General features: G+C 49.6%; 10 protein-coding genes. 3 read left to right on the forward strand and 7 right to left on the reverse strand.

Going from position 1 to position 12,123, the window contains the following annotated elements:
- Positions 1-363 precede the first annotated feature (363 nt).
- Positions 364-1,638 (forward strand): Glu/Leu/Phe/Val dehydrogenase, encoded by a 1,275-nt coding sequence (locus tag NXS97_RS01575; RefSeq protein ID WP_013027799.1) that lies wholly within the window; start codon positions 364-366, stop codon positions 1,636-1,638.
- Between the two features lie 55 nt (positions 1,639-1,693).
- On the opposite strand, the gene NXS97_RS01580 is transcribed toward NXS97_RS01575, so the two are convergent.
- Complete coding sequence (locus NXS97_RS01580; protein ID WP_116220104.1) at positions 1,694-3,625, reverse strand: methyl-accepting chemotaxis protein; 1,932 nt, start codon at positions 3,623-3,625, stop codon at positions 1,694-1,696.
- A gap of 159 nt (positions 3,626-3,784) precedes the next feature.
- Here NXS97_RS01580 and NXS97_RS01585 point away from each other — a divergent pair, with 159 nt between their 5' ends.
- Positions 3,785-4,123, forward strand: coding sequence for a cupin domain-containing protein (locus NXS97_RS01585; protein WP_019105854.1), 339 nt, complete (start codon positions 3,785-3,787; stop codon positions 4,121-4,123).
- 333 nt (positions 4,124-4,456) lie between these two features.
- On the opposite strand, the gene NXS97_RS01590 is transcribed toward NXS97_RS01585, so the two are convergent.
- From NXS97_RS01590 to fhuE, 4 genes are all read right to left on the reverse strand, one after another.
- Entirely contained in the window at positions 4,457-4,783 is a 327-nt protein-coding gene (locus tag NXS97_RS01590) for a YebG family protein (protein WP_014333057.1), read from the reverse strand.
- Positions 4,784-4,919: 136 nt separating this feature from the next.
- Positions 4,920-5,714, reverse strand: coding sequence for an SIR2 family protein (locus NXS97_RS01595; protein ID WP_013027795.1), 795 nt, complete (start codon positions 5,712-5,714; stop codon positions 4,920-4,922).
- Entirely contained in the window at positions 5,711-6,271 is a 561-nt protein-coding gene (locus NXS97_RS01600) for a non-canonical purine NTP pyrophosphatase (protein ID WP_013027794.1), read from the reverse strand. The genes NXS97_RS01595 and NXS97_RS01600 overlap by 4 nt, the downstream gene beginning before the upstream one ends.
- Before the next feature lie 213 nt (positions 6,272-6,484).
- Positions 6,485-8,698, reverse strand: a complete 2,214-nt coding sequence (gene fhuE / locus NXS97_RS01605) for a ferric-rhodotorulic acid/ferric-coprogen receptor FhuE (protein WP_116220103.1) — start codon at positions 8,696-8,698, stop codon at positions 6,485-6,487.
- Positions 8,699-9,875: 1,177 nt separating this feature from the next.
- On the opposite strand from fhuE, the gene NXS97_RS01610 reads away from it, so the two are divergent.
- Positions 9,876-10,271, forward strand: coding sequence for an H-NS family nucleoid-associated regulatory protein (locus tag NXS97_RS01610; protein WP_013028069.1), 396 nt, complete (start codon positions 9,876-9,878; stop codon positions 10,269-10,271).
- Positions 10,272-10,332: 61 nt separating this feature from the next.
- Here NXS97_RS01610 and NXS97_RS01615 read toward each other — a convergent pair whose 3' ends face one another.
- Both NXS97_RS01615 and NXS97_RS01620 read right to left on the reverse strand, forming a co-directional pair.
- Complete coding sequence (locus NXS97_RS01615; protein ID WP_013028068.1) at positions 10,333-11,433, reverse strand: site-specific integrase; 1,101 nt, start codon at positions 11,431-11,433, stop codon at positions 10,333-10,335.
- Between the two features lie 463 nt (positions 11,434-11,896).
- Complete coding sequence (locus NXS97_RS01620; RefSeq protein ID WP_246874140.1) at positions 11,897-12,085, reverse strand: hypothetical protein; 189 nt, start codon at positions 12,083-12,085, stop codon at positions 11,897-11,899.
- Between the last annotated feature and the right edge of the window lie 38 nt (positions 12,086-12,123).

The following is a 12,123-nucleotide window of genomic DNA, read 5'->3' on the forward strand; positions in this document are numbered from 1 at the left end:
TCTTCGCATAAGTGAAAGTAACCTTCGCATTACTTATATTTATGCACCATGGGGGTGCAACAAAGTCAATATCCTTTGAAACAATTCATTAACTTTTTGACCCCCTTCAAAGAACTGATAAATCATAAAATTTTTGGTTTATGCACTAACAATGCCTTATTTATGCACTAAACAGCCGCATCCGGGGCAGATAAGTCGAAATATTATTCACTCTTATTCACCGTTAATCGAAATAGCATGGGGATAATGACCGCCTGGTCGACATCATATTTTCTCTGGTAATGATAAATTATGTCGGCGCGCTTAAGCGCGCGTCATTCCACGGCTCAACACAATAAATAACTTCGATAAGAAAGGTTTTGTATGGATAAGTTATCTTACGCGTCTGACAGTAGTACTTCAGCCTGGTCCACCTACCTACAACAAATCGATCGCGTTGCGCCTTACCTGGGCGACCTTACGCGCTGGATTGATACTTTACGTCATCCTAAGCGTGCATTAATTGTTGATATTCCTCTGCAAATGGATGACGGCTCCATTCGTCATTTTGAGGGTTATCGTGTTCAGCACAACCTTTCACGCGGTCCGGGTAAAGGCGGGATTCGCTATCATCCCGATGTCGATTTAAATGAGGTCATGGCCCTTTCAGCCTGGATGACCATCAAGTGTGCCGCTGTCAATCTGCCCTATGGCGGGGCAAAAGGTGGGATTCGGGTCGATCCTTTTAAACTGTCTGAAGGCGAACTCGAACGTCTGACGCGCCGCTATACCAGCGAGATCGGTATCATCATTGGACCGCAAAAAGATATCCCGGCCCCCGATGTCGGCACCAATGGCAAAGTGATGGCCTGGATGATGGATACCTACTCCATGAATCTGGGCACCACGGTGACGGGTGTGGTGACAGGTAAACCTATTCACCTTGGCGGCTCCCTCGGCCGTGAAAAAGCGACCGGCCGTGGTGTGTTCGTCACTGGCCGTGAGGTTGCTGGCCGAGCCGGTATCCAGATTGAAGGCGCACGTGTCGCTGTACAGGGATTTGGTAACGTAGGCAGTGAAGCCGCCCGGTTGTTTAGTCAGGCAGGCGCGCGCGTTGTGGCGATTCAGGATCACACTGCAACGCTGTTCAACGCTGACGGCATGGATATGGATGCGTTGACACAATGGCAGACTGAAAACAAGCAGATCGCAGGCTTCCCTGGTGCACAAAACATCGAGAAAGAGCGTTTCTGGCATACGGAAATGGATATTCTGATCCCTGCCGCGCTGGAAGGACAAATCACGCGGGAGCGTGCTGAGATCCTGAGCTGTAAGCTGGTGCTCGAAGGCGCTAACGGTCCGACCTATCCGGATGCTGATGATGTTCTGGCAAACCGCGGTGTGATTGTTGTACCCGACGTGATTTGTAACGCCGGAGGTGTGACAGTCAGTTACTTCGAATGGGTGCAGGATATGGCCAGCTTCTTCTGGAGCGAAGACGAAATTAATAAACGCTCAGACAAGATCATGACGGAAGCCATGGTTCACGTATGGGAAAAAGCCAAAGAGAAAGCGTGCTCGTTGCGTACCGCAGCCTATATCGTGGCCTGCGAACGTATCCTGATGGCACGTAAAGATCGCGGTATCTATCCGGGTTAATGACTGAAAACACAACCCGCACCGTGCGGGTTGTGTTTTAGCGGTTTACCGCGCGTTAGCGGAACTGCTCCACCGTTTGCGCCAACTGCTGCGCCTGATCTTCCAGCGAGCTGGCGGCCGCCGACATTTGCTGCACCAGTGCGGCGTTTTGTTGTGTCGTACCGTCCATCTCGTTAACTGCGACAGTGACCTGACCGATACCGCGCGCCTGTTCATCAGAGGCAGAGACGATTTCATCAATGATGCTCTGCACTGACGATACGGCCTGCGTCATCTCATGCATCGTTTTGCCTGCTTCGTTAACCAGTTTCACGCCGCTTTGAACCCGAACGCTCGATTCTTCAATCAGGGCAGCGATATCTTTCACCGCGCCCGCACTTCGCTGCGCAAGATTACGCACCTCAGAGGCCACGACAGCAAAGCCTCGTCCCTGCTCGCCAGCGCGCGCCGCCTCAACCGCAGCGTTAAGGGCCAGAATATTCGTCTGGAAGGCGATGCTGTTGATCATCGTAGTAATGTCACCAATTTTCTTCGAGCTGTCATCAATCTGTGACATGGTCTGCACCACCTGCCCAACCAGCGCTTCGCCCCGGCTGGCGATTGAGGTGGCATTTTCGGTCAGATTCGTGGCCTGTTGAGCATTATCGGCATTCAGGCGAACCGTTGCGCTGATTTGCTCCATGCTGGCTGCAGTCTCCTCCAGCGCAGCCGCCTGCTGTTCGGTACGCGATGCCAGATCGAGGTTACCACTGGCAATCTCGCTAGCCCCTTCTCGCACCGACGCGCTGGCATCTTTGATTTGGCCCACAATAGATTGCAGCTGGCTTTGCATGGTATGCAGCGCATAAAACAGGCTGCTGTTGTCGCCCGGTGCAACGTGAAAGCGGTTACTGAGCTTACCTTCCGCAACCGCCAGCGCTATTCTGGCTGCCTCTGCAGGCTCGCCGCCGAGCGGACGCATGACTTTGCGATTGAACAAGAGCCCCAGCACCGCGCCGACCAGCAGGATGCTTACCAGCATCAGTCCGATAGCCCAGTAGAGTTGGCGATTCGCCGCAGCCATCACCTGGCTGACCGGTGCGACAATCCCAACGTACCAGGGCTTATCGCTATTGCCTACCGTGACCGGATACCAGGTATACATGGCTTTTCCGCCCAGCACCGGGTCGTCATGTTCAACAATTTGCTGGGTGAAATTGTCTTTTTCCCCCTTCCACGCTTTGCCCGCCTCATCTTTATCTGGCGAGGAAACGACTTTGCCTGTGTTAGAGAGCAACAGGGCATAACCGGTGTCCTGCCAGGGTTTTATCTGGTTAACTTTCTTTTGTAGTGAGGCAAGGGAGATATCGGAAGTCACCACGCCGTAAAGTTTACCCTGATCGATAATGGGTGAGGCTACAGAGGTCAATAACGTTGGTATACCATTGTAGGCATAACTGTAGGGCTCAATCAGCGTATCTTTTCTTGTCTGCTGGGGAACCAGATAATAATCACCCTGACCCGGCGTTAAAAAGGACAGTAACGGATGCATGGCGTAATTACCGGCCTGATCGCGGTCAACAAACCAGGCATAACGGCCCTGTGGCGGCTGTCCGCTCTGACCTGCAAATTCAGCATCACGACCATCAAACGCGTTGGGTTCAAAAATCACAGACATCGAGAGATAATCAGGATTGGCTCTGAGTGAATATTCCATGATTCTGTCAGCGACTTTACGATCGTTAATGCCCGCTTTGGGTAGAGCAATCAGACTTTGGCCTAAGCTGTGCGCCATATTAAGGGCATAACTCAGCTCTTGTTGAATTTGCAGCCCGCGACTTTGAGCGATCTGCTGCAGATAATGTTCGGCCAGCGTTTTTTGTTCTTTTGCCGACTGCCAGCTCAGAACACCAATCGTCACGGTAAACCCAAGCGTAATCGTCAGGCCGCCCGCAAGAAGCATCTGCGTGCGGGTACTCATGGTTTTTTTAATGGGTTGAGTGGTCATATTGATTCCCCTGGAATACACCGGCTAAATTGACCACCCTGTCAGATACAATCTTTCATGTCCCTGGAATAACTATCGGCGCGCCAGAATTTAACTTTAATAAGATGAATCAAAGCCAGAATCGGCTCACATTATCCGTTGCGGGCAAAAAGAGGATTTATGATTTCGAAAGACAACGCAGAACATTATGTTTGGGGAAATAACTGTGATGGCTGGCATCTGCTGAAACGCCAGGATTTAAGCATTATTCATGAACATATGCCGCCTGCGACTGCTGAAACCCGACACTTTCACGTTCAGTCTCGCCAGTTCTTTTTCGTTTTAGAGGGAGAGCTGACGATGGAAATTGAGGGCATCGTCCATCTCCTGCAGGCGCAGCAAGGCATTGAGATCTCACCGGGTGCTAAACATCAGGCACGTAACGACGGAAATGACAGTGTCACTTTTTTAGTTATTTCCCATCCGACGACCCGAGGCGATCGGACCGATCTGACCTGAACATGGCCATAATAATACGCAGGAATCCGTTACAGATCTGAATAGTATTGATATGAAACAATACATAGACGGGGATTAAATGGCAGTCTGTGCCCTCTTCTAACCAGGCATAACTGAACCGGGAACCCATTCATGCTAAACAAATCAGGCTGGTTTCATGGTTATGTACTTTGCATGACGTGCATGGCCAGATACCTTCATCACTATGCTTTTGCCGTGACGCATTTGATTCGCTGAGAGGGATCAAAAGACCCACGCTGAGTCGGTCATTGACGGATAAAAGACAGGAAACGAGAGTGGTTATGCTGGAAGCAGGCTTCCAGCATAACCCGGTCAGGCGGCTTTGACGGCGCGGACTTTCTTGTCACTTTGCGGCGCATGATCAGCATCCGTCGCTTCAGGGGCGCTACCGCCTGAGGTTGACTGAGGCAGTTTACTGGTGCGAAGAATGTGCTGCACGGCGTCTTTTTGTTCTGCCAGCAACAGGCCGAGTGTTTCAGCCTGAGATTCATCCATCTCCGCCTGATGAGTCAGCAACCAGTCGGTGAACGCTTCCGCCATATCCAGCATTTTGTCGTAGGCATCAGCCTCTTTTTTGTTGGCAAATGTCATCTTCTCTTCACCTTTTCTGACCACTACAAATTTTGTCTCAACAGCCATAGTTTTGCCCTCAGGTACTGTGTATTTATACAGCATACCACAGTAATCCGCATTTTCCAGAGAAGAATCACCACGCCCGATAAACCTGACATGCGGTTCAGATTTTACACCGACGTGGTCAGCCCCGCCCCGCGCATCACGCCAGAAGCGCTTGCATAAAATCGGCCAGGGCTTTTCGAGGATCGTCTTCTTCAGAGACGATCATTTCAATGCCCCACTGACCCAGCACTTCTTTTGCCACCGGGTTATTGCGGTTAGTGAAAAGGTACGACTTGGGGCGCGCAGTGGCCAGGCCCGTGCGCCCCCACATTTTGGTCAAGCGATAAAACAGCAGACGAATATTAAAGTCACTGATGCTGTAGCCCACGAACAACACCGAATTCCCCATGACATCATGGGTCAGTTTGATATCCAGCGGCGAATCAAAATAGAGGCGCTCAAAGTAACTGCTTTCATCTAAAACGATGGAGGTATCATCATCAAAGTCGCCGTGCAGTTTAATGATGTGGCGCTTGTCTTCAGTTAATGACACCAGATCGGCCGCATTCGCGACTTTTGAGTAAGGCACACCGTGCGCCTCATGTGCCGCTTCCAGCCAGCGGTCATAATTGGTGGTATAGATACGCGAAAAATTGCCCTGCGTGATCATGGTGTGAATTTCAGAGCTACGAACATCAATATCCGGCCGATGCCATTCGCGATCCATCCAGCTTCTCAACGGCCCTAGCGATCCTTTTTTTTGCTTATAGTATTCGGCCAGGGAAAGGTGCGTACCATAGGTATTAAAAATTTTGGGATCGTACCCCAGCTCGTTGGCCAGATGGGCAATGAGCTCATGCCATTCTGGCAGGCCAAGATTGCGGGACAGGCCTGCACCGGCAAAGAGTATCAGCTTACCGGAGTCATAAGCCCGCTTCAGTTCAGGTTTCATGCCACGCCTCGTGCTGTTTTTAAGAAGGACGCGAAGCGGTCCAGTGCAATGCGACGGTTTGAGATTTCATTTTTCTTGTCGCCCATCTCAGCGAAGGTTTGATCGTAGCCTTCAGGAATAAACACGCAGTCCCACTGAAAACCACGCGGGCCCGCCGGTTTTGAAGCAATAGTGCCACGTAATTCGCCGTAAAACTGATACATTTTGCGCCCGTCACAATAGCCCAGTACGGTTTTGGCCGTGACGCCCTGGCTATCGAGGCCATTAACGAGGGAGGCAAAACGATCGGCATCCAGCCGGTTCCAGAATATGCGCGTCAGCCCCGCAGGCAGGCCATTCAGCCCATCGAGATAAAGTCCGGTATGCTCAACGAAGAGAGGACGCCCAATAATTGAGAAGGCTTTTGTGAGTTTGTCCCGCACCAAATCCAGCTCATTCTCTGTTTGAATTTCTTCAATACGACGAGCGATCGGCAAGACTTCGACGCCCACTGGCTCCAGGATTTCACGCACCTCCGCCAGTTTTTGCTCATTAGCCGAAAGGAATCTGATTTTCATACTTCTTCCAGGTGAATTAGTTTGCCTCAGACAGCGCTATCATAGCGGCAGAATGGAGGATTAACGCTGGTCAGTGTAGCGCAAATCCCTGACTTTCTGGCCTGGCAATTACGTCAAAACGTGATGGATCAGCGATTTGCGCCGGGCCGAAGGGGAAAAAGCAGGGGAAGCAAGCGCCCCGGGTGAGGCGCTCACTGGTGAAAGTCCGCGTCTTCAGAAACGGTAGCTGGCAGTCACAGAGACGTTGCGGGGTTCACCGTAAACGATGTCCCCCGCAACATTCGTGTCATAGGTTTTATCAAAGAGATTATTAATATTCCCCTGAACAGCAAAATTTTTCGTCACCTGGTAGCGGCTAAATAAATTGACTAACGCATAGCTGCCCTGCTCAGCACGCCACGTTCCGTTTCCTTCCGGTGCCGAATTATCGCTCCAGACGTGCGTTTGCCATTTCACTCCGCCACCCACAGTCAGATCAGGGAACATGGGTAAACGGTAGCGCGTAAAGACGTTTAACTGCGTTCGCGGTAAGTCGGGTTTTACCGCCGTGCCATCACGCTGTTCGGCAATATAACGCGTGCCTCCCAGGGTCATCTGCCAGTTATCTGTGATTGCGCCGTTAATTTCGAATTCAATTCCTCGGCTTACCGTGCCATTTTTGCCTTCATACGCTGACTCGGTGGTACCCGGAATAATGCGACCGGTGGTCTGTGCCACATTATCCAGCTCAGCCCGAAAGACCGAGAGTGATGTGGTCAAGCGGCTGTCGAACCAGTCAGATTTAACGCCGGCTTCGTAGTTCTTACCAATAACTGGCGCCAGATAGGCACCTGAGAGATCACGATATGACTGCGGTTGAAACACGGAAGTATAGCTGGCGTACGTTGACCAGTTCTCATCAATGTCATAAATCAGACCCGCATAAGGCGTGATGTTATTTTTTTCCATATCGTTGGTCAGCGTATTTTTGCTCCAACGGGTGTAACGAGCGCCCAGTATCAGATTTAACGGATCCGCCAGTGAAATACGGGTGGCAAGGTAGCCCGAGGTTTGTCGGGTAATATCCTGCTGGGACAGGGTGCGCGCCGCCCAATCCGTTTCCGGGAACTGGCCGTCAAAAAGGTTAAAATTCCCCAATTCTTCTGGCGAGATATTCGCAAAAGTACCGTAGTAAGTGTTTTTTTGTTTGCTGTAGCTAACACCGACCATTAATTCATGGGTGCGTCCGAAGAGTTGATAAGGGCCACTGGCGAAGGTATCCACAGCATCGACTTGACGTTTGGCTGCATTATATCCCGTGCCCGCAACGACAGGATAATCCGCATAGGGAGAAACGCCTGCACCCGTATTTTTGTCAAAATAGCCGGCGATATACATCATTTTGCTGTTAAGCGTTGACTGATCATGGGTGCCGTTAAGGGTCCATTGCCATCCACTTGCAAAAGTGTGTTTAAGCCGGGCAAAGAGTTTTCTGCTCTCTTTATCGTTATAAGTCCAGTCAGGGGCGGTATTAAAGCCGCGACGAAAATGGGTTTTACTACCGTCTGTGTACCAACGCGGTAAACCGCCCCACATTGGGCTGTCAGTATTCAGCTGCTGAAATTCATAGCCTGCAGATAATGTGGTGGCGTCATTGAGATCGGCATCAATCACCCCATAAACAAATTTCTTTTCAGCACCATAACGCTCAATAAAGCTATTATTATCCTGATAACCCGCAATCACTCTGCCTCGAACATTTCCTGCAGCATTCAACGGGGACTGCACATCCATAACGTAACGCTGTTTATTCCAGCTGCCATAGCTGGCGGATATCTCGCCTTCTGGCTGATGACTGTCGGCATGTTTACGTACCATGTTAACGGCAGCGGAAGGATTACCGGCACCGGTCAATAACCCGTTTGCACCCCTGACCACTTCAATGCGTTCATATAATGCGCTATCCGTCTGTGCATCACCCAAATTCCAGCGTTCTTCGAATACAGTAGGAATACCGTCAATCAGGTAATTGTCGATTAAAAACCCGCGAGAATAATAGGTCTTACGATCCATATCCGCTGTGCTCGTCTGAATAGCCGTGGTGTTGTCGAGAACATCATTTAACGACTGTAGCTGTTGGTCTTTCATGCGCTGCGCGCTGATGATGCTTACAGACTGAGGAATATCGCGCACGGTCGAAAGTAACTTATTGCCCGCGCGGGTAACAGGTACGCTGTAGTCCGAGGAAGTATTTTCGGAAACCGGCTGTTCAGCCGCAGTAACGGTAAGCGTCGGGTTGCTCGTATTCACATCCGATGGCGTCTCTGCAAACGCATTATGTGAAGATACGCCTGCCACAAGGGTTGCCAAAAGTGATAAGCGTGAGGGAACCAGAGGAAAAGTGGCCTTCACGCGATCCCTGTTCAGGAGGGGGATATTCAGAAACATTCTAACGCCTCGTTTTCTTTTTTTTAGCTGCCACTGCCCTGCATCAGTCCCAGTTAACTACCGTGCGGGCTGGCCATCAGGAATAAGGACAAAAACAATAACATGTAAAAACAAATGAGAAATATACTCATTTAGATTATCATTGCAAGTTATTGTTAACATTTATCTTTAAAAGCGTCAGAAAAGCCGATGTGTGTATTCTGTTGATAATGCAGATGTTTTAGCGCAAGTCGGGCACAGTACTTCTGAACCCGAGCGCGTGACGTAACGCTGAAATTAGCTGGCCTGGATATTTTTGAGCCATCCGTTTTACCCCTGTGTGAACAGAATTATTTCTCACACTCGCTTATGTCTTTTTTCCTTATATATAATGCGGTCATTATCTGAGACAGGTGGACTGCAGGTTTAAACAATATGGAAAAAATGGGTAAAGGCTGTTATTAACAACGGTGATGTGAACGTTATTGCCCTTATTGACGCTTCGCTTATGTTCAGATAATACAGACTTATGGCCGTTGGGTTGACAGAGAAAACGTTCCGTCTGGCATGAAGCCTGCCACAGGTTACAGGTTGCTTTATCGGGTTTTTGTAATTGCGAAATCCGGAATGCTATTTTTCTCAGATCGGGTAAAGCCGTTTCTCACCTTCGCAAAGCAGCCAACAGCTGCAACGGTCGGGTTAAGGAAGGTTTGAGGGATGTCTGGCATCAAAATCAGGATTTACACATAACAAAACGTTATCCTCAATAGCGGTTTTTTTAGTAAGGCATTTCGTCCGCTCAGACCAGCTTTTATTTAAGGGTGGCTATTATTAACTATACGTTATCATTTCTCTCTGACGAGACAAATCACATCATTCCAGGTTTGCAACCTGACGACAAATCAAGATAGCCAGGTATTAGGTTTTGATTTTCATTGATTTTTTAACTTAAAAAAGAGATTCTATAATTCATGTTGTGTAGAACCTGCTCGCCTTTCATTGGCATGAGGCGGTTTAAATATGTTTAAAACATCAATGTATTCTTAAACTTTATGCCGTTTCTCAGGTTCTGAAAGTCAGTAATAATCTTTACAGTAACAAATTTGTACATTTCGGCCTGAAGAGATATTTCCTTCTGGGAATATTTTTCGTAGAATGGCTCTGTTTAAAATATTCGCTGTAATTTAAGGATTAATCAATGGATGCGCTCAAAGCATTAAATAACCTTCGTATTTTACGCGCACAAGCCCGGGAAATTGAGCTTGATGTGTTAAATGAGATGCTCGAAAAGCTTTCTGTCGTTGTCGCTGAACGCCGTGAAGAAGAAGAAGCTGAGCAAGCCCTGCTGCGTGAAAAAGCAGACAAGCTGGCTAAATATAAAGAAATGCTGATGAATGACGGCATCGATATTTCTGAGCTGATGGATTTACCTACAGAAACTAAAACAAAAGCTAAACGTGCCCCGCGCCCGGCTAAATATCAATATACCGACGAAAACGGTGAAAAGAAATCATGGACAGGTCAGGGCCGTACACCATCGCCTATTAAAAAGGCCCTGGATGCAGGCGGTTCTCTCGATGACTTCCTGATCTGACATAATTAAGCGGTGTCGATGAGGACACCGCTTTTTTATTGGAAACAGCCTGACTGTCCCGTTAAAGGCTCATGACCATGACAGAGGAACTGTCTAATTTCAGCCTTTCACCTTCATAACGATGATGTAGAAAATGGTAACTATCACTGTTGATAATTACCTGTAATGATTCCGAATACTTTTCCAGTGCAGCGCGCATCTGCACGACATAGTCGTGCGTATCGTAAACACGATCTATCCCTTCTAATGCATGATTCATGATTTTTCTTGCCACGTCGTTGGGCGTGTCCAGTGCAGATAACTTTGAGCGTGCCGTTCGCCGCAGGTCACGTGGTGTAAAATGTTCCAGTCCCAGGCCGCGCGGTGCGCGCAACATGCGTCGCAGAGCCTGATTAAGCGCACCTTTTGACAGCGGTTGCATCACATCGCGTGGTGCCGGTACCAGCCAGGGCGAAGCAGGATCGCTGGCCTTTAACAATGACTCGATACACAGGCGCATCAGGGAAGAGACCGGCAACGTATGTTCACGTTGCGATTTGTTTCGCGTACCTTGTTTCCACAGCCCTGACTGTAAATTAAATTCTGCTTTACGAGCCTGAACGATCTCGTCTGGTCGTCGCGCGCTCACCAGGCAAAGCCGCAGTGCCCAACGGGCCTGTTCAGAAAGTGCCCAGTTGTCCAGCCCATGCCAGAACACCCAAATCTCAGCATCCGACAACTGTCGACTGCGCGGTGAGGCCGCACGGCCTGCAATGTCACGTTTTTTCATTGAAGCAACAGGGGAATGCTCAAGATAACCCTGCATTTCTGCCCAGGATAAAAACTGTTTTGTCAACGCGAATACGCGCCGCGCCTCTTCCTTTTTACCCTCTGAAATCAGTATGTTATATAGTCTGTTTAGTCGTAATCGCGTCAGATTCTTCAGCGGGAGTGAGCCAATATTCGGTAAGACATGCCGGAGAAGGGATGAAATCGCGATTTCAGGACGGCGACGCGTAACGAGTAATGACAGCTTTACCCAGACCTTAATGACCTGCTCGACCGTGCCCTCGTCACCAAAATTATCGACTTCAGACAGCGAAGCCTTTCTGATCTGCTCCAGCCATACCATGACGTGATGGCCGACATGCGGCGACCTTGTATTTATGCTGATTTCAGCCACTGCCCTTCCCAGATAATAAAGCCGTATTGCAGATTCTACCTTTCTGCCGACTGTGACTCCAGACCTGTTAAGTCTGGAGTCACAAAGACGTCGCTACGCTGATTCTGAAAAGGAATCAAGGCAAAGATGCAAAACGGCAATGACTGGGTTAACGCCTCGACGCTACGCAGAGACACTGCCCTTCCCCGTGACATTCGCCAGGAGAGACGTTTTTCTTCACGCCGGCATTGCCGTCGGGATTTTCAGAGGGGAATGAGGTGTTCACTGCCCGGCACTTAACACGCCGAAGGATGTGGGCGGGCTTTACCGGCGCTGTGCAGCAAGCGCAACATGGCGTTGCCCCGTCATCGCTGACGAGACAACGGGAAACACGTTAATGACGCGGGGCGGGCGCGCTAAGCGGAGGTTTTCACCATAGCGTACATCTGCTCAGATTAAGATTACGAGACAGGAGAGGAGTCTTCTACAAACACAGCGTGCGTTTGCGTGGCAGCATCCATCTGGCTAACCGGCAACACTGACCTGAAAAATGTCCTGCCTGTGTTGATGAGGACAGCGAAATATTATCCATGGCATCGGCCAGCTCACCGGCCATACCGACAATTCTCAGAATACGTTTTCCGGTGCCGGTTGCCACGATGGGCTTATTCATCACATCCCTCCTGAACGAAGAGGAATACGTTAACTCCC

The organism is Pantoea sp. B623 (assembly GCF_024814475.1).
In the GTDB taxonomy this organism is placed as follows: Bacteria; Pseudomonadota; Gammaproteobacteria; order Enterobacterales; family Enterobacteriaceae; genus Pantoea; species Pantoea ananatis.

Excerpts from the sequence above, each read along its gene's own strand:
- NXS97_RS01575 (WP_013027799.1), top strand. The coding sequence starts at position 364 with ATGGATAAGTTATCTTACGCGTCTGACAGTAGTACTTCAGCCTGGTCC.
- NXS97_RS01580 (WP_116220104.1), bottom strand. The coding sequence starts at position 3,625 with ATGACCACTCAACCCATTAAAAAAACCATGAGTACCCGCACGCAGATG.
- NXS97_RS01585 (WP_019105854.1), top strand. The coding sequence starts at position 3,785 with ATGATTTCGAAAGACAACGCAGAACATTATGTTTGGGGAAATAACTGT.
- NXS97_RS01590 (WP_014333057.1), bottom strand. The coding sequence starts at position 4,783 with ATGGCTGTTGAGACAAAATTTGTAGTGGTCAGAAAAGGTGAAGAGAAG.
- NXS97_RS01595 (WP_013027795.1), bottom strand. The coding sequence starts at position 5,714 with ATGAAACCTGAACTGAAGCGGGCTTATGACTCCGGTAAGCTGATACTC.
- NXS97_RS01600 (WP_013027794.1), bottom strand. The coding sequence starts at position 6,271 with ATGAAAATCAGATTCCTTTCGGCTAATGAGCAAAAACTGGCGGAGGTG.
- fhuE (WP_116220103.1), bottom strand. The coding sequence starts at position 8,698 with ATGTTTCTGAATATCCCCCTCCTGAACAGGGATCGCGTGAAGGCCACT.
- NXS97_RS01610 (WP_013028069.1), top strand. The coding sequence starts at position 9,876 with ATGGATGCGCTCAAAGCATTAAATAACCTTCGTATTTTACGCGCACAA.
- NXS97_RS01620 (WP_246874140.1), bottom strand. The coding sequence starts at position 12,085 with ATGAATAAGCCCATCGTGGCAACCGGCACCGGAAAACGTATTCTGAGA.